This is a genomic window from Kitasatospora sp. NPDC033851 (assembly GCF_055576085.1).
In genome coordinates this window covers 51,611-68,544 of sequence record NZ_JBVIRL010000005.1, presented here as the reverse complement: position 1 = coordinate 68,544, position 16,934 = coordinate 51,611, and the positions used below count along the sequence as shown (strand labels likewise).

General features: G+C 73.1%; 15 protein-coding genes. 3 read left to right on the top strand and 12 right to left on the bottom strand.

Going from position 1 to position 16,934, the window contains the following annotated elements:
• Both ACZ51D_RS12045 and ACZ51D_RS12040 read left to right on the top strand, forming a co-directional pair.
• On the top strand, positions 1-648 hold the full coding sequence (locus tag ACZ51D_RS12045; protein WP_465662111.1) for a GTP-binding protein: 648 nt from the start codon (positions 1-3) through the stop codon (positions 646-648).
• A 138-nt stretch (positions 649-786) separates the two neighbouring features.
• Positions 787-2,004 carry an FAD-dependent monooxygenase gene (locus tag ACZ51D_RS12040; protein ID WP_465662109.1) on the top strand — a complete coding sequence of 406 codons (1,218 nt, stop codon included), beginning with the start codon at positions 787-789 and terminating at the stop codon, positions 2,002-2,004.
• Positions 2,005-2,062: 58 nt separating this feature from the next.
• Here the strand turns inward: ACZ51D_RS12040 and ACZ51D_RS12035 are convergent, their stop codons facing one another.
• The 7 genes from ACZ51D_RS12035 to ACZ51D_RS12005 all read right to left on the bottom strand — a co-directional run bounded on the left by ACZ51D_RS12035 (position 2,063) and on the right by ACZ51D_RS12005 (position 8,266).
• A complete protein-coding gene (locus ACZ51D_RS12035) occupies positions 2,063-2,665 on the bottom strand; it encodes a DUF4328 domain-containing protein (protein WP_465662107.1) in 603 nt (200 codons plus the stop codon).
• 110 nt (positions 2,666-2,775) lie between these two features.
• Positions 2,776-3,990, bottom strand: coding sequence for a transferase (locus ACZ51D_RS12030; protein WP_465662105.1), 1,215 nt, complete (start codon positions 3,988-3,990; stop codon positions 2,776-2,778).
• A gap of 270 nt (positions 3,991-4,260) precedes the next feature.
• Positions 4,261-5,112, bottom strand: a complete 852-nt coding sequence (locus ACZ51D_RS12025) for a serine hydrolase (protein WP_465662103.1) — start codon at positions 5,110-5,112, stop codon at positions 4,261-4,263.
• 125 nt (positions 5,113-5,237) lie between these two features.
• Positions 5,238-6,044, bottom strand: coding sequence for a hypothetical protein (locus ACZ51D_RS12020; RefSeq protein ID WP_465621981.1), 807 nt, complete (start codon positions 6,042-6,044; stop codon positions 5,238-5,240).
• A 114-nt stretch (positions 6,045-6,158) separates the two neighbouring features.
• Positions 6,159-6,665 (bottom strand): SigE family RNA polymerase sigma factor, encoded by a 507-nt coding sequence (locus ACZ51D_RS12015; RefSeq protein ID WP_360490434.1) that lies wholly within the window; start codon positions 6,663-6,665, stop codon positions 6,159-6,161.
• A gap of 276 nt (positions 6,666-6,941) precedes the next feature.
• Positions 6,942-7,349: a VOC family protein gene (locus ACZ51D_RS12010; protein ID WP_360490436.1), complete on the bottom strand. Its 408-nt coding sequence runs from the start codon at positions 7,347-7,349 to the stop codon at positions 6,942-6,944.
• A 110-nt stretch (positions 7,350-7,459) separates the two neighbouring features.
• Positions 7,460-8,266 carry a flavodoxin family protein gene (locus tag ACZ51D_RS12005; RefSeq protein ID WP_465621983.1) on the bottom strand — a complete coding sequence of 269 codons (807 nt, stop codon included), beginning with the start codon at positions 8,264-8,266 and terminating at the stop codon, positions 7,460-7,462.
• 139 nt (positions 8,267-8,405) lie between these two features.
• Between ACZ51D_RS12005 and ACZ51D_RS12000 the strand changes: the two genes are divergently transcribed.
• Positions 8,406-9,311, top strand: a complete 906-nt coding sequence (locus tag ACZ51D_RS12000; RefSeq protein WP_465621985.1) for a LysR family transcriptional regulator — start codon at positions 8,406-8,408, stop codon at positions 9,309-9,311.
• A 72-nt stretch (positions 9,312-9,383) separates the two neighbouring features.
• Here the strand turns inward: ACZ51D_RS12000 and ACZ51D_RS11995 are convergent, their stop codons facing one another.
• From ACZ51D_RS11995 to ACZ51D_RS11975, 5 genes are all read right to left on the bottom strand, one after another.
• The gene (locus tag ACZ51D_RS11995) at positions 9,384-9,929 is read right to left on the bottom strand and encodes a hypothetical protein (RefSeq protein WP_465662101.1); all 546 of its coding nucleotides are present in this window, start codon (positions 9,927-9,929) and stop codon (positions 9,384-9,386) included.
• Between the two features lie 78 nt (positions 9,930-10,007).
• Complete coding sequence (locus ACZ51D_RS11990) at positions 10,008-10,391, bottom strand: hypothetical protein (RefSeq protein ID WP_465621988.1); 384 nt, start codon at positions 10,389-10,391, stop codon at positions 10,008-10,010.
• 333 nt (positions 10,392-10,724) lie between these two features.
• Complete coding sequence (locus ACZ51D_RS11985) at positions 10,725-12,287, bottom strand: hypothetical protein (protein WP_465662099.1); 1,563 nt, start codon at positions 12,285-12,287, stop codon at positions 10,725-10,727.
• A gap of 78 nt (positions 12,288-12,365) precedes the next feature.
• Positions 12,366-13,229: a leucyl/phenylalanyl-tRNA--protein transferase gene (locus tag ACZ51D_RS11980; protein ID WP_465621992.1), complete on the bottom strand. Its 864-nt coding sequence runs from the start codon at positions 13,227-13,229 to the stop codon at positions 12,366-12,368.
• On the bottom strand, positions 13,226-16,666 hold the full coding sequence (locus ACZ51D_RS11975) for an amino acid adenylation domain-containing protein (protein ID WP_465662097.1): 3,441 nt from the start codon (positions 16,664-16,666) through the stop codon (positions 13,226-13,228). The genes ACZ51D_RS11980 and ACZ51D_RS11975 overlap by 4 nt, the downstream gene beginning before the upstream one ends.
• Between the last annotated feature and the right edge of the window lie 268 nt (positions 16,667-16,934).

Genomic DNA, 16,934 nt, shown 5'->3' with positions numbered 1-16,934 from the left:
ATGGCAACCCCCCGCTCCGCCATCGGCGACCCCACCGCCACCCACTCCGCCACCCACTCCGCCATCGACAGCCCCGCGGCCGCCCCGGCCGCCCCGGCCGCCGTCAAGATCCTCATCGCCGGCGGCTTCGGCGTCGGCAAGACCACCCTGGTCGGCTCGGTCAGCGAGGTCACCCCGCTGCGCACCGAGGAGTACCTGACCCGGGCCAGCGTCGGCGTGGACGACCTGTCCGGCGTCGACCAGAAGGACACCACCACCGTCGCCCTGGACTTCGGCCGGATCACCGTCAGCCCCGAGCTGGTCGTCTACCTGTTCGGCACGCCCGGGCAGGAACGCTTCTGGTTCATGTGGAACGACCTGGTCAACGGCGCCCTCGGCGGGATCGTCATCGCCGACACCCGCAGGTTGGAGACCAGCTTCGCCTCGATCGACTTCTTCGAGAGCCGGGGCATCCCGTTCGTGGTCGCGATCAACTGCTTCCACAACACCAACACCCGTACCCCCGACGAGATCCGGGCCGCGCTCGACCTCGACCCGCAGGTGCCGATGCTGCTCGGTGACGTACGCGAGCGCGCCTTCGGGCGGGACCTGCTGCTCGCCCTGGTCGACCACCTGATGGAACTCGCCGCCGCCTCCCCCGTCGGCTGAACCGTCCTTCCTCCTCCCCCGGCTATACGTCATCCCAGCTTCACCCGTCATCCCAGCCTCACACGTCGTCCCAGCCTCACACGTCGTCCCAGCCTCACCCGTCCCCCGGCTGAACCGCACTTCCCTGGGAGCACCAGCATGACCACACCCCTGCGCGTCCTCGTCCACGGCGGCGGCATCGGCGGCCTCACCCTCGCCACCGCCCTGGCCAAGCGCGGCCACCACGTCGATGTCGCCGAGCTGCGCGAGCAGTTGGAGGCGCTCGGCGTCGGCATCATCCAGCCGTCCAACGCCCTGCACGTGATGCGCGAGATCGGCGTCCTGGACGCCTGCCTGGCCGCCGGCTTCGAGTGGGAGGTGCTGACCATCTGCGACCCGGCCGGCGCCACCCTCGCCAAGATCCCGCAGCCCCGGATGGGCGACGCCCCGTCCAACAACGGCATACCGCGTCCCGCCCTCGCCCGGGTCCTCGCCGACACGGCCGCCAAGACCGGCGCGACCGTCCGCTTCGGCACCACCATCGCCTCGATCTCGGACCACACCAGCGGCGATGGTGGCGGCGCAGGCGCAGGCGGCGGCGCAGGCGCAGGCGGCGGCGCAGGCGCAGGCGGCGGCGCAGGCGCAGGCGGCGGCGTCGACGTCACCCTCACCGACGGCCACGCCGCCCGCTACGACCTGGTCGTCGGCTTCGACGGCATCGGCTCGCCGCTGCGCAAGCACCTGTACGGCGAGACGTACGCCCCCGAGTACACCGGCTTCGCCAACTGGCGCGTGACGCTGCCGCGTTCCCCCGAGGTGCGAGGCGTGGTGATGTCCGCCGGCAACCTCGAGGCGAAGGCGCTGCTCACCCCGATCAGCGAGGAACTCATGTACCTGGGCTCGGTGTTCGCCGAGGCCGAGAACTTCCGTCCGGACCCGGAGCGCGCCCACGAGCAGCTGCGCGAGCGCCTGGCCGGCTTCGACGGCCCGATCGCCGAGGCGCTGGCGCAGGTCACCGACCCGGCCGCCGTGGTCTACTCGCGGATCTCCCAGGTCACCGTCGAGGACCCGTGGCACGTCGGCCGGATCGTCCTCGCGGGCGACGCCGCCCACGCCTCCACCCCGCACCTGGCCCAGGGCGCCGCGATGGCCGTCGAGGACGCGCTCGTGCTCGCCCAGAGCCTGGACGCCGCCGACACCGTCCCGGCCGCCCTCACCGCCTGGGAGGAGCGCCGCCGCCCGCGCGCCATGTGGGTCCAGGGCCTGTCCCGCGCGATCCTCAAGCAGGAGACCGGCACCCCGACCACCCCGGAGGAGGACGAGCTCCTCAAGGTGGGCATCCCGGGCGCGGCGCACGTCCTCGTCCAGCCGTACTGACGGCTACGCCTGGTCGGCTGCCGGCAGCCGGCAGCCGGCAGCCGGCAGCCGACCAGGCTCAGCGGAGTGCTTCAGCGCGCCGCTGGGTCTGCCAGCTGCCGATCCGGTGGATGGTGTAGATGATCAGCACCCCGGCGAGCACGTCGAGTGCGGCGGCCACGGTGCCCAGGTACACGGCACGGCGCAGATCGTCCTCCGAGAGCGCGTCCTGCATGACCTGGTACGTGTAGGCCCGCCCCACGTAACCCCCGATCACCCACGCTCCCCACCAGGCGGCGAGCAGCGGACCGGGATTCGACCGCCGGGGCGCGCTGGCCTTCCAGATGTCCGTCACGACCTGGTACGGGATCCACAGGTTCGCCACCGGGGTGATCCAGGAACCGACCGTCCAGCCCCGGGCCCGGCGCTGGCTGCTCGGGCCGCCCAGCGACTCCGCGTTGATCCGCGCCCGCCACAGCCAGGCCAGGAACACCACGCCGGCCGCGACGACCAGTACCAGGCCCTTCCAGAAGGTGAAGAAGCTCGAGAAGTCATCGGCCGCCTGGAGCTCCGACTCGGTCGCGTTCCCCGCGAGGGCGTCCTCGACCGCGAGGTAGACGCGCCAGTCTGCCACCGTGAGCAGGACGTCGTACAGCAGCGACAGGAGGATCAGGACCGTCACGACGACACCCCAGCCGGTCACGGCCCGGCGCTGCCCCGTTCCGCCCCCGCCCGTGCTCTCGAACGTGCTGCCTTGCTGCGGATGGTCCACGTTTCCCCCAGAGTTCGTGTTCACCAGAGTCCGATCAACTGCAGTGCCCGATAGCCGAGCCAGCCCGCCAGGACCACCGCGACCACCAGCCCGAAGCCCGTGTGAGCAGCGATGTGCGTCACGAACCAGGCTCTCAAGACCATCGTCCGCCGACGCGGCCCCGAGGACGCCAGCGCTGTCCCCACCGCACGAGCCACCTCGGCTGCGGGCGTTTCCCTCGCGCCGAGACTCGCTCGCTGGTTCCAGCCCCGCCACCCCTTGAGCCGGAGCCCCACCGGGAACACGCGGGGCGTCCAGGAGCCGTCGAAGACGATGACGGCGGAGATCCAGTGCTCGCCGGTGCCCGACCCTTCCGGCGGTACGGGCTCGGGCAGGTACGCGCTCAGCCGGGCGACCAGGTCGGACGGGGCGCCGCCCGGAACCAGCAGGACCAGTTTCTTCGCGGGCTGGGTGGTTCGCGCCTGCTCGACTTCCCACCACAGCCCGTCCCCCTGCCCGAGGCGCAGGACGATGAGCTGGGACAGGTCCATCAGCCGCAGCACGGTGGGCTTCCAGTCGTCCAGCGGCAGGTAGAAGCGGGCCGCGCCGAGATGCGGCAGGCGCTCCTCCGGCCGGCCCACCGCGATCACGGGGCCGACGGCGCCCAGAGCGCCCGCGAGCTGCTCCTCCCGCGTGTGGAGGTTGATCTCCGCTACGTCGTCGACCTGGGCGGCGCTGTCGTCGTCACCGAAACTGCGCAGGTAGAGGACGGGTTGGCGGCCGCTCAGCAGCAGGGCCCGGGCCGCCGGTCGAGCCGCGTACGGGCGGGTGCGTCGCAAGATCAGGAAGCCTGCCGCCAGGGCCGCCAGACCGCCGAACAGCAGCAGGAACTGCGCCTCCAGCGGCATCTTGTGGCCTTGCTTCTCCGACTCGGTGACCGCGTAGAATCCGCCCCCGAACAGCATCAGTCCCAGGCCGTTGGCCAGCCGGAGCGCCCTGTGCCACGGCTGCCGGCGCGGCACGTACCGGCTGACGATCCGCACGAGTTCCGCCGCCCCCGACCGGCGGCGGTGGCGCAGCCACAGGACCGGCCCGAGCAACACCAGGGCGGGCGCCCCGAACCAGAGTGCCAGGGTCGCGTTCCGGCCCACCTGCTGGCCCATGCCCACGCTGACCAGCAGGTGCAACGCGACGTAGGCCGACAGGGCAGTGAGCCCCGTGACCAGTCGGGCGAAATTCCGCAGGCGCGACGACACTTCGGCTCACCCCCAAGCTCTCCCCCGACAGTGTGAGCGGAATGCCCCGAGTCCATACCACTTTTGACTGATCGTCATGCACGCGGAGACCGTCTTGTATCCGTACGGGACGGCGGGGCACGGCAGCACCCCGGCGGACGGCCTGCACGCCGGTCGAGACCGGGTACTTCCGGTTCGCCCGGCCTGCGGCTCCGGGTGATCGGCTGCTCGCGCTCGATCAGCGGCGCTTCGAACTCACCGGGCACGACGGGTTCGTACAGATCAACCTGCTCAACGAAGCGGCGCTGGACGGGCTGACGGCCCTCGCCCGTTCATCTCCCCGCCGAGGGTTCCGCTGACGGCCCCGCCGGTGGCCCCGCCGACGGCCCTGCTGATCTGCCCGCGTCGTGCCCAGACCGCCGCCGAGATGCGGGCCAGGAGGCGGGCGGCCGGATCGGTGCGGTCGGTGCCGGAGGCGAGCGGGCCGGTGTAGCAGACGGCGAGGAGGTACGACGGGCAGTCCCTGGGGTGAATGAGGCCCACGCTGTGGCGGACGCCGGGGAACCAGCCGTTCTTGAACGCGATCCGGGTGCCCGGGGGGAGGCCGGCGGCGAGGTCCACCCGGAAGTCGTTGTCTTCGAGGAGCGCGAGGAGTTCGGGCTCCCCGGCGAGCGAGTGCAGCAGCCGGACCAGGTCGCGGGCGCTGACCCGGTTGTGCACGCCCGCTTCGCGCGCCGCGTAGTCCTCGATCCCGCGCGGGCTGGCGCTGCGGGTCGCCCCCGCGCGGCGCCAGACGTCGGCGACGGCCTGCGGGGTGGTGCGGGCCAGGCAGAGGTTGGTGGCGAGGTTGGAGGAGTGCGTGATCATCCGCTCGGCGAGGAGGCGGAGGGGCACGTGGGTACCCAACAGCTCCCAGGGAAGCGGATCGCTGTCCCAGTCCGGATCGTTGCCGAAGTCCCCGCCCACGACGGACACGAAGCGGTTCACCACCGGAACCTCGGCATCGAGGTTCACCCGGCTACGGGTCAGCGCGGCCAGCACCGCGACCTTCATCGTGCTCGCGGCGTCGTGCAGTTCATCCGGATTACGGACGAATACCGGCTCCGCCACGCCCGCCCAAGGGGCCACCACCACAGAGAGCATGGAGGAAGAGTAGGGGACGGGGAGGCCGCTCCGACCCCCACCGCCACCGCGTGAAGGAAAAGGAGTGGGAAGTCGGCCGACCCGACTTCCCGCTCTCCGCCACGGGCTCTCGGCAAGGCAACGCGTCAGGCGAGGGCGCCGAGGATAGGCGCCCAGGTGGCACCGGTGAGTGCGGCCACCGCCTGCTGCTCGGTGAGCGGGGGCGCGGCCCGGGTCGGCTTCGGCGTCTCGCTGCCGGTGCCGCCGCCGGTGCTGTTCCACTGCACCATCTGGAGCTGCGCGCCGGTCGACTTCAGGGTCACCGTCACCGTCCAGCGGTGGGCGGTGTCGGCACCCGCCGGGTGCTTGGCCGCGTTCTGCTCGGCCATCACCACGGCACCGCCGGGAATCGCGGCACTGCTCGGCAGCTCGCTCAGCGTGCAGATGTCACCCTTGGCGCGCGCGGGCGTCCGATCGCAGCTCAGCCCGTCGCCGTCCCTGAGCGGCAGCTTGAGCCGCACGGCAGAGACGCCGACGAAGGCGGCGCCCTGACCGTCGTCCAGGACCAGTCCACCGTTGGCGACGTACCCGCCGGACGGGTCCGAGGGGTTGTTGCTCTGCCCGGTCTCCTGGCTGAACCGGCCCCCGGGAAACGTCGCCTCCAGGGCCTGGATCATCTGGGTGTCGGTGATCGCGGAACGGGGCGTCGCCAGCGCAGCCACGGTCTCCATGTCGGATCCCGCGGAGCGGCCCCAGGTGAGCGCGCCGGGCATCACCAGGCCGGCGGCCGCGAGCACGGCGCAGGCACCGACCCCGGCGATGACGCCGGCGGTGCGCCGCCGCCGGCGGCTGCGCCCGCGCTCGACGGCTCCGCGCATGAGCGTGGTGAGATCGGGGTCGAGGGAGTCGGTCGTGCGGTCCAGGGCATGTGCGAGGTCTGCTTCGAACGGCATGCTGGCGTCACCTTTTCTGTCGCTGCTGGGGGCTGTGTGGCGGCTTTGACCTGCGTGCACCGGTACTCGGTGCGGCACTCGGTGCGGCACTCAGTGCGGCACTCAGTGCGGCACTCAGTGCGGAACCAGGTCGGACAGGCTGTCGCCGAGCAACGCACGCACCCTGCCGAGCGCGCGGGTGCCCTGGGAGCGGACCGCGCTGCTGCTCAGCTTGAGCATCCGGGCGGTCTCCTCGATGCTGCGGTCCTCCCAGTAGCGCAGCAGCAGCACCGCCCGGTCGCGGGGCGGCAGTTGGCCGAGCGCGTCCAGCAGGGTGAGCCGCAGCGCGGTGTCCGGACCGGACGCCGCACTGTCGGGCATGGTCCCGACGGGGCGCTCCCCGGTGCTCCGCCGACGCCGCAGGCTGAGGAAGGTGCGGACCAGGACCGTCTGCGCATAGGCCTCCGGGCTGTCCGCACCGGCCACCCGCTTCCAGTGCACGTACACCCGGCTGAGGGTTTCCTGGACCAGGTCCTCGGCGAGGTGCGCGTCGCCGGCCGCGAGGACGTACGCCGAGCGGTACAGCGCCTTCGCCCTCGCCGCCACGAACTCCAGGTACTCGGCCTCCTGTGCTGATTTCACGCGGTCCCCGCCCGTTCTCTTGTTCCGTGATCCCCGTGCATACCCCTGATGACTACGTGGGGCGCCAGGATGTCGCGCGGGCGGGAACCCTTTCTTCAGGGAGCCGGAATACGGGTCGGCCCCCGAGCGAAGACCTCCGGCGACAACCGCCAGGTCTCGGCTCAGGGGCCGACGTACGCGAACACGCCTCCGCGAGGGTGTCACATCACCGTGTCACAGCAAGGCGTCACAGCAAGGCGTCACAGCAAGGCGTCGCACCAAGGCGTCGCAGCAAGGTCAGGCGTCGGCGCTGCCGCCCCGGCCGCGCTCGCGCAGCGAGATGCGGTTGCCGTCCGGATCCACGGCCTCGATGGCGATGCCGAACCTGTAGTCCTCCGGCTCCGGGCGGTCGAAGGTCACACCTCGGTCGCGGAAGACCTTGAAGTCCGCCCGCAGATCATCCGATTCGAGGATGACCGGACCGGGCGCGGCGCCCAGCAGCACCTCGGACGGCTGCCCCGCGGCCGCGTCGTCGGCCCACAGGATGATCTCGACCGGGCTGCCGGGGACGCCCACGGTGAGGAAACGCCCACCCGGGTTCGGGAAGTCGATGCGCTTCTCCAGGCCGAGCTGCTCCGTGTAGAACCTCAGCGCGCGGTCCTGATCGGTGACGTAGAGCGTGACGTACATGACGTTGGTGAGCATCACGGTGTCCTTCCATCTGTCGGTCTGCGGTACTTCACCGACGGACCCCGGCAGACGAATGTGACGGACGGACGAGAGAAGGCTCCGCGATCCGCCGGTCCGGTCGGCCGTCAGGCGCCGGTCAGCACGGCCGGCACGCCGTCCGTCTCCCTGAGGGAGGCCGACAGGGCGCGCGCCTCGTGCTCGGTCATCCGGGGAGTGTCGTACGGCACGGCGTTGACCCAGCGCTGGGTCAACCGGGCGATCCGCTCGCCGTAGCGCCGCGCGGTGATCCGGTCGCCGCGCGATCCGGCGTGCTCCGGCCCCAGATCGGCATGACTCTGACTCATCAGACCCAGCCACGAACCCAGCCGGTTCACATCGTCGCGGGTGCCGCCGCTCCAGTTGTTGCCCGGCATGTCGCCCACGCCGATCCACTGCATGCCCAACTGCGCGGCGAAGACCGCCAGCTGCTCCAGGACCGTCAGCTTGTCGCCGCTCTGCGACGCGGACATGGTGAACCCCCCGGCCAGCTTGTCCTTCCACGCCTGCGTGACGAACGGCGTGAACGCCGCCTCCATGAACGCCTTGAACACCGCCGACACGCTGCCCATCAGCGTCGGGCAGCCGAGGACGATCGCATCGGAGCGCTCGAGCAGCGCCAGCACCTCGGCATCGTGCCAGCGGCCCGCGACGACGTCCTCGGGCCGGACCTCGACGAGATACACCCGGGCGCCCGGCACCTGCCGCGCCCCGTCGGCGAGGTGCTCGGCCAGCACCCGGGTGTGCCCGTGCACCGAGTGGAAGACCACCGTCACCGTGACCTCCGGCGGCTCCTGCCCACGGTCAACGCCCGCGCCCTGCGTGCGGTCAGCACCCTCGCCCTGCCCACGGTCAACGCCCTCGCCCTGCGCACGGTCAACACCACTGAATGCCATGTCTCTTCACTACTTCCGGTCGATCGTGGGGAAGCTCCCCGCTTGCCCACCCATCACAGCCCGCGCACGGCACGGCATCAACGCCGAACTCCGGCACACAGCGATCGGCCCCACCGATCGATCGCGTTAGCCTGGTCCCGTGGACAGGATCGAACTGGAAGCATTCGTCGCCGTCGCCGAAGAACTCCACTTCGGCCGCGCCGCCGCCCGCCTGCACCGGGGGCAACCCACCGTCAGCGACGCCGTCAGACGGCTGGAGAACACCCTCGGCGGACGGCTGTTCCACCGCACCAGCCGCCGGGTGGCGCTGACCGACCTCGGCGAAGCACTGCTGCCCGACGCCCACGCCACCCTCGCCCAGCTGCGCCGCTTCCACCAACGCGGACGTTCCCTCGCCGCCGGCGGCCGGACCCGCGCCACCCTCGTCGTCGCCCACGCCGAATACACCGGCCACCAGTTGCTGCTGCACTGTCTGCCGCAACTGCGCGACCGCTTCCCCGACGTGGCGATCGTGCCGGAGGCCATGCCGACCACCGCCCAACTCACCGCCCTGCGGGCCGAGACCATCGGGCTGGGCATCGGCTGGGCGACCGGCGACATCACCGGCGTCCGGGCGAGGGTCCTGTCCACCGAGAGGTTCGTGGCACTCGTCCCCGCGGCCCACCCCTTCGCCGGACACGCCGAGCTCCACGCGTCCGAACTGTCCACCACCGACCTGCTCACCTGGCCCCACCAGATCAACAGCGGCCTCTGCGACCGGCTCCTGTCCGCCTTCCACATCGGCGGGGCCGACCTGCGCATCATCAGGACCGCCGACAGCGTGCACGCCATCGCCGCCCACGTCGCCGCCGGCACGGGCATCGGCATCACCGTCGAATCCGCACTCGACCACCAGCCGCCCGGCCTGCGCGTCATTCCCCTCGCCGGCCCCTCGACCACCGTCGACCAGGTCGTCCTCACCCCCACCGAGCCGTCGGACACCGCCACCGCCCTGCTCGACCTGCTGCTGCGCGCCGCGGCACAGTCACTCCCACGCCCGGCATGAGCAAAGCTCATGGAAGAGCATCCCCCTTCGAACCCATCCGACTGCCGGTCGCCCCCGCAGGTGACCGGCGGGTCAGCGGGCCGGGTCCTCGAACTGCCGGATCTTGTCACCGGCGGAGAAGACCTGCCGCCCGCCGGCGTCGAGGGCCGTGAGGTCGGTGGCGGTACCCGGCTTCACCGCGTAGGCGAAGAACCCCCGCCCGCCGGGTGCGGCCGTGATGGCGACCGGCCGGGGTGCGCCCGCGCTGCTGTGGGCGAGGAGGCCCGCCACGCTGGGGTCGGCGGCGCCGTACACGAGCAGGACGCGGTCGTCCAGGCCGTCGACGGCGACGTTGACCGGGACGGTCTTCGAGACCGGCGGGTCGCAGCCGTGCCCGGTGGCGCGGTGGTCGACCGAGGCCTGGGTGCAGAGTTGCCCGTTCTCGGCCAGGAGGTCCACCTGCCAGGGGATACCGTCCACTTCCCCCTGGGCGATCACCGCGACCCGCGGTGCGTCCGTGCCGGGGAGGGTGGTGGCGGCCGCCGGGGCGGGGGCCGCGGGCGAGCCCGAGCCCGCGGGGCCGCAGGCGGCGAGCGCCGCGGCCAGGGAGAGCAGGATGACGGGGCGGGTCCGGCGCATGACCGTTCCTTCCGGTACCGGAGCGGAGGGCGGGGCCCGCGCCCGACGGCGCGGGCCCCTCGTGCTGGACGTCCTCGGTCAGTTCGTCGCGAACGCCTTCGAGCAGGGCGCCGAGCCGTTCCCGTACCACCGCAGGTAGTACGCCGTGCTGGTGTTGACCCCGATGCCGCGCGGGTCGACGTGGTCCCTGCCGTCCACGTCCCAGCTGTAGCTGGAGAACACCTTCTGGGAGCCGCTGGTCTTGACGAGCGAGACGTAGAAGTTGTGGGCGGAACCGCCCTCGCAGGCCCAGCCGCCGATGTGCACCAGGCCACCGCTGGGAACGAAGTCCGAGCTGGCGTGGTACGACCCCGCGCCCCAGGCCTGCCAGAAGTCGGTGGCCTGCGCCGAGCCGGTGGCGAGTCCGGCCGCCAGAACCGTGGTGGCCGCGATGGTGGCTGTGCTCAGGACCTTTCGGAACATGTGCGTTCTCCTGTCATCAGAGTGATTCACACGCCGGATTGGCAACCTCGCATGAGCTTCGAGCGCGACGGCCTCGACACCATCCGGCCTCGACACCATCCGGCCTCGACACCATCCGGCCTCGACACGATCCGGCCTCGCCCTCGGAGGAAATCCTGCGCGGGCGACCACGACACCGAATTGTAGAAATGCGCATGACAGAAGAGGCTCGAGCGGCGGCCCCATCCCCTCCACCCACCGGCACCCCCTGGGGCCCGGCGCCCGGAGGGCGACAACGACAGCGGGCCCCTCGACCGGTGAACAGGTCGAGGGGCTCGTGGTGATGACGGTTGGTCAGCTCGCGCTGGGCTTCGGCGCCGGCAGGGTCGCCGAGCCGGCGATCAGCGGCCATTCGCGGTGGAACGGGGGCAGCGGCAGCTTGCCCTCGATGATCGGGGTGCCGAAGATCTTCAGGTGGGCGGTCAGCGCGCCGTTCAGGTCGACGCCGCCGAGCAGCGACCAACTGCCCTGCGCCTGCGGCGGGTTGCCTGAGGAGACGGTCAGGGAGCCTTCGGCCTGGGCCTTCAGGTAGGGGGCGACGGTGGTCTCCACGCCGACGGTGTCGTACAGGCCGACACTGATCTCGGCGCCGAGCGCGGCCCGCACGCCGGCCTTGCCGTTGAGCCGCACGTGGACCGGGGTGACCTTGGTCTCGGCGTTGGTGACCGGGGTCCAGCCCTTGCCGCCGGTGTAGTCGGCGCGGACGGCCCAGGTGCCGGTCGCGTCCTGTTCCGCTTCCAGGTGCACCTGGCCGTCGGCGCTGACCTCCAGGTAGCAGGTCAGGCCGAGGTTGACGACCACAGGCAGGCCGGCGACGGTCAGTACGGGGCTGGCCTGCAGCTTGGCGAAGGGCACACGGATGGGCGCCGCACCGGTGTTGCGGGTGACGTCGCCGGTGACCTTCCACTGGGCGTGGGCGCCCAGGTCGAAGCCGATCGACGCGGTGCGCGGGCTGCCTGCGGCGGCGCCGTGGTAGGCGAAGTGGACGGCCGGGTGGAGCTGGAGCGAGCCGGAGGCGTCCAGGCTGGCACCTTCGGGCAGCGGCACAGGGGCCTTGAGGTTCACTTCCAGGGTGCCGGAGGCGTCGGCCTGCACGCCGTTGAGGTCGGCGCCGACGGTCGCCTTGAGGTCCTTGACCAGCGGGGTCACCGTGATGCCGTGCGGGTCGACGGGCACACTGCCGTCGGCCTCGGTGCCGCCGAGGAGTTCGGCGAGGGTGGCGGGGCGGGTGGCCAGGTTGAGGGTGTTGCCCGCGCCGGGGTGGACGGCGGTGACGGCGACCAGCGCGCCCTGCGGCGCGGCGGCGGTGGGCGGGCTGGCGATCAGCTGGCCGGGCTGGACGGCGGCCGCAACGGGAGCGGCTGACGGGGCGGCAGCGGTCGACGGGGCAGCGGGAGACGGCGCGGCGGGAGACGGGACAGCGGCAGCGCTCGGGGAGGCCGCGCCCGTCGGGGCCGGACCGGCGGCCGCCGTCAGGACGGCCGTGCCGCCCGCCGGGTCGTACGCGGTCAGCTGCAGGCTCTTCGTCGCCGCCGTGACCGCGGCGCCGTCCTTGCCGGGGCTGCCGATCGCGGCTTGCCGGTCTCCGGCGGGTGCGGCGGTGACGGCCGCCTGGCCGGCGGTCGGTCGGCTGGTGGCGGGCGGGGCCGCCTTGGCGCGCGGGACGCCGCCTGCGGGCGCGGCCGCGGCCGGGCTGCCCCCGGCGGCGGTCGGACTCGCGTCGGCGACGGTGGCGGCCGCCGGGGCGGCGCCGGTCTGGGAGGTTCCGGGGCTGGTCGGCCCGCACGCGGCGGCCCCGGCGAGGATGACGGTGAGGACGGCGGGGCCCGCGGCCCTGCCTATGGAGCTCTTGAACACGCGGCGTCATGTTACTGACGAGGAATAAGTTTGTCGAAGGCAGGCCAAACGGACGACCAACGCCGGGTGAACCAGTGGTCACCCTAGGCGTGCCGCTCGTCCTGCCGCCGGCCCCGTCGCTCGCCCTGCCCCCGGCCCTGTCGCTCGTCCCGCCACCGGCCGCGCCCCCAGCCGTGCCACCGGCCGCGCCTCGCCGGGCAGTGGGCCCGCCGCGTCGCCCCCGGCGGCCAGCTCCGCGAGGTAGCGCGAGCGCGCCATCGGCTCCGCCCCCAGGCTGCGCACGTGCGGTCCGTCCCACTGCGCGTCGAGCAGCCGCCCGCCGGCCGCACCGAACCGCGCGCCGAGGTCGGCGACGGCGACCCGGGCGGCGTCCGGGCGGCGGTGGAACATCGAGTCGAGGCTCAGCACCGGCCCGACCGCCACCCCGAACACCCCGCCGATCAGCTCCTCCCCCTCCCACACCTCCGCGCTGTGTGCCGCCCCGAGCGCGTGCAGCTGTGCCATCATCGACGCCAACTCATCGGTGAGCCACACCGGTTGACGCCCATCGGCGCAGGCCGCCAGCACCTGCCCGAAGGCCCGGTCCGCGCTCGTCCACCACGCCGACCGGTTGCGCAGTCGCCGGGCCAGCCGGCTCCCGAGCCGTACGCCGTCGGCCGCGATCACCGGCCGGGGGTCGGGCGACCACCACGCCAGCGCGTACGGGTCCTCCGCGCCCGGCAGCAGCGGCAGCTCCCCCGCTTCGACGGCGTCCCCGTACACCGCCTCGTTGTACGCGCTCGCGTACATGTCCGCGGCCGGCAGCGGGAACAGTCCGCGCCGGTACGCCGCCAGCAGCTCCCGCGGCCCGAGTGCGCCGCCGAACGCCACCGGGCCGTCGCCCGGGGCGAGTCGGAGGTCCAGCGCGTCGAAGGTGGCGGCGGCGTCGGGGCGGCCGCTCATCGCGCCTCCCCCAGATATCCTTCCGCCTCCAGCTCCGCCAGGTAGTGGTCGATCAATTCATCGCCCACCGGCGGTAGTTCGATGCCGCTCCCGACCAGCGCCGCGTCCGTGTTCGCCCGGTCGAACAGGGGGAACGTCGGCCGGAAGTACATCTCGCTGATCGACAGCTCCGACCCGGGCGCGCGATCCACGAACAGGGGGACGAACGGCGCGATCGGATGGGTCGGGTTCCCGGCCGCGAACCGGACCAGGCCCTGCACCCATTCCCCGTAGGGCAGTTGGACGATCCGGTGGCCGCGCGCCCGCAGCCGGTCGGCGAGGTCGGCGAGGACGCCCGGCTGCGGCGAGGTGAGGTGGTAGACCTCTCCGTCGGCGGGCGCGTGGGCGGCGATGTGGGCGATGGCGTGGGTGAAACGGTCGGCCGGGACGAAGTCGAGCAGCAGCTCGACGTCCGGGCATGTCCCGCTGTCCGCCAGGTACTTGATCAGCGCGCACAGTTCGGTACCGGTGTTCATCACGCCGTTGGTCAGGTCCCCGGTGACGTCGTTGGTGCGCAGCACGGTGACCGGCAGCCCGACGTCGGCCGCGTTGTGCAGCAGCTGCTCGGCCACCCATTTGCTCTCGACGTAGCCGACGCCGATCCGTTCGGGGTGGGCCAGCTGGGTCCGCTCGGTGACCTTGCCGACGCCCGCCGCTCCGAAGCCGGCCAGGACGGCGAGGGTGGAGAGGTAGTGCACGGGGATGCCCCGACTGTGCCCGGCGAGCCGGACGATCTCGCGGGTGCCGCCGACGTTGGAGTCGCGCAGCTGGCGGTACGGGTAGAGGAAGTTGACCTGCCCGCCGAGGTGGTGGATCGCGTCCAGGTTGCCCGCCATCCAGTGGAACCGACGTTCTGTGAGCCCTATTCGGTCCTTGGTGAGGTCGCCCACCAGCGGCACCACCCGGCTGTCGGCGAGGTCGTGCCGCAGGAAGCGCTGCTGGGTGGCCCGCAGCCGTTCCAGGGCGTGCTCCTCGTCGGGCGCCCGAACCAGGCAGTGGATCCGGGCCCGGGTGGTGGCGAGCAGCGCGTGCAGCAGGTGCGCGCCGCAGAAGCCGGTGGCGCCGGTGAGCAGGATCTCGGCGGGTTCAGCGCGGGAGGGCGCGGGGCTCCAGGACTGGCCGACGGGGTCGGTGAGCCGGGCCTCCGCGAACCAGTCGACCGGTGCTTCCCTGGCGCTCGGGCCGCCTCCGCCCGGTTCCGTGTGCGCGCCGCCGCCCACGCCACCGCCGCCCCTACGCGCCTCCTGCAGCGCCGCCGCGAAGGGCCGCAGCTCGGGCTCGCGCAGCAGCGCGCGGGTGAGCGTCCGCACCCGGCCGACGTCGACGCCGAACATGATCCGGGCGCGCGCCAGCATCTCCATCGCCAGCAGCGAGGTGCCGCCGAGTGCGAAGAAGTCGTCGTCGGGGCCGACGGTCTCGACGCCGAGCAGCTCCGCCCAGAGGTGCCCGACCGCCTCCTCGATCGGATAGCCCTCGCCACCGCCCGCGTCCGCCGCCTTGGGCGCCGTCCGTACCGGGGCGTCCGGCAGCCGGCGCCGGTCGATCTTGCCGGCCGCCGTGAGCGGCATCGCCTCCAGCGGCACGAACTCGGCCGGCACCAGGTACTCCGGCAGCCGCTCGGCCAGGAACGCCCGGATCCCCGCGGCGCCGTCCACCGCCCCGGCCGCGAGCGTGTAGTAGGCGGTGAGGGCCCGGCTGCCGTCCGCCGCCGTCCCGCCGGCCGAGACCCGGGCCTGCCGGACGTCCGGATGCGCGGCCAGCACCGCCTCGATCTCCGCCGGGTCCACCCGGTGGCCGCGCACCTTCATCTGGTCGTCGAAGCGCCCGAGGATCTCCAGCTGGCCGTCCGCCCGCCACCGTCCGGCGTCGCCGGTGCGGTACATCCGCTCGCCGGGCAGCGGCGCGTACGGGTCGGGCAGGAACGTTTCGGCGGTGAGCCCGGGGCTGCGCCAGTAGCCCCGGGCGAGACCGGGCCCGCCGAGGTGGATGTGTCCCTTCTCGCCGGGCCGGACCGGGCGCAGCCGCGAGTCCAGCACGTGCACCCGCACGCCCGGCAGCGGCCGCCCGATCGGCACCGGCGCGGCCGGGGCCCCGCCCGTGCCCGCGCCGTCCAGCAGCTCCGCCGTGACCTCGCAGAGCATCGAGGTGACGGCCGCCTCGGTGACCCCGTACGCGTTGAGCAGCCGCGTGCCCGGCAGCCGCTCCAGGCAGCCTCGGCAGTCGGCGGCGTGCACGACGTCCCCGCCGACCACCACCAGGCGCAGCCTGTCCGGGCCGCCTCCGCCGGACGGGAGCAGGTCGAGCACGTGGTGCCAGTAGGCGGGGGTGAAGTCGGCGACGGCCAGGCCGAGCCCGGGCAGCCGGCCGACCAGCTCGGTGGGCGCCCAGGTGCCGCCCCCACTGCCGCCGCCCAGGACGACCGTCGCGCCCGCGAGCAGCGCGCCCAGCACCTGCTCGAGCGCGGTGTCGGAGCCCAGTGCGGCCAGCTGAAGGACGCGCTCGCCGGGCGCGAGCCGGTATGCGTGGACGATCCGGTCGAGGGTGAACACCAGCGCACGGTGGGTGACCGGGACGCCCTTGGGGCGGCCGGTCGTGCCGGAGGTGTAGATCAGGTACGCGAGGTCGTCCGGTACGACGCCGTCGCCGAGCCGGGCTTGCCCGACCTCGGTCCCGGTCCTGGTGCCGGTGCCGGTGCCGGTCCCGCTGAAGTCGTCGGGCCGGGGCTGCCCGGGCCCGGCGCCGCCCTTCGACGGGGACGGGGCCGAGGCCGGGGCGTCCCCCACGCCGCCGCCGTCCACCCGCACCGCCGTCACCCCCGGAAACTCGTGACCGTCGGTGATCACCACCCGGGCCCCGCTGTCCTCCACCAGCCGCGCCAGCCGCCGCGGCGGATGCGCCGGGTCCAGCGGCAGGAAGGCCCCGCCCGCCTTGAGCACGCCCAGCCAGGCGGTCACCAGCCCGGCCCCGCGTTCCAGGCAGATCGGCACCACCTGCTCCGGCCCCGTTCCGTACGCCCGCAGCTCGGAGGCCAACCGGTCGCTGCGCAGGTCGAGTTCGCGGTAACTCAGCGTGGTGCCCTCGGCGATGACGGCGAGCGCCTGCGGGTCGTGCGCCGCCCGCGTGCGGAACAGCCCGTGCACCGTGTCGGCGAACCCGGCCGGGGCCCGCCGGACGCCCTCGGAACCCGCGAACCCCAGCTCCGCCGGCCGCCACTCCCGCTCCACCCAGGCCCGGCAGTCGGCCCGCTCGGCCGGGCCGTACACCTGCCGCCACCCGCCGGGAACGGTCAAGTCCCCCGGCCAGACCGCGTACTGACCGTTGTCGTTGCGGACCACGGCGTGACGTCCGGAACTCGCATCCGTTCGTACGCCCTGTGCGCTGTCTGCTGCGTCATCCACCGGCTTGACCTCGTGCTGTGGCGGCAGAATGCTTGGGGGTGCGACATTTCCGACTATACGCACTCACGGCACATTGAGTAACGTCCGGTCGCCCACCGACCGGACGCCGCGCACGTGCGCGAAGAAGCGCCGGTCCGAGCACGAGTACGCGCCCGGTCCCGACCGCCGACACGCGCCCAGTCCCCAGCCCTCGGACGCCCGGTGACACCCGGACCGCCCGGGCCCCGCCCTCGCCCGAACTCCCCCGCCCGACCGGCGGGGCGATGTC

What these genes read in the sequence shown, in the direction of transcription:
- ACZ51D_RS11980 (WP_465621992.1), bottom strand. Translation starts at nt 13,229, where the DNA reads ATGAGCGGCCGCCCCGACGCCGCCGCCACCTTCGACGCGCTGGACCTC.
- ACZ51D_RS12040 (WP_465662109.1), top strand. Translation starts at nt 787, where the DNA reads ATGACCACACCCCTGCGCGTCCTCGTCCACGGCGGCGGCATCGGCGGC.
- ACZ51D_RS12005 (WP_465621983.1), bottom strand. Translation starts at nt 8,266, where the DNA reads ATGGCATTCAGTGGTGTTGACCGTGCGCAGGGCGAGGGCGTTGACCGT.
- ACZ51D_RS12045 (WP_465662111.1), top strand. Translation starts at nt 1, where the DNA reads ATGGCAACCCCCCGCTCCGCCATCGGCGACCCCACCGCCACCCACTCC.
- ACZ51D_RS12025 (WP_465662103.1), bottom strand. Translation starts at nt 5,112, where the DNA reads ATGCTCTCTGTGGTGGTGGCCCCTTGGGCGGGCGTGGCGGAGCCGGTA.
- ACZ51D_RS12020 (WP_465621981.1), bottom strand. Translation starts at nt 6,044, where the DNA reads ATGCCGTTCGAAGCAGACCTCGCACATGCCCTGGACCGCACGACCGAC.
- ACZ51D_RS11995 (WP_465662101.1), bottom strand. Translation starts at nt 9,929, where the DNA reads ATGCGCCGGACCCGCCCCGTCATCCTGCTCTCCCTGGCCGCGGCGCTC.
- ACZ51D_RS12010 (WP_360490436.1), bottom strand. Translation starts at nt 7,349, where the DNA reads ATGCTCACCAACGTCATGTACGTCACGCTCTACGTCACCGATCAGGAC.
- ACZ51D_RS11990 (WP_465621988.1), bottom strand. Translation starts at nt 10,391, where the DNA reads ATGTTCCGAAAGGTCCTGAGCACAGCCACCATCGCGGCCACCACGGTT.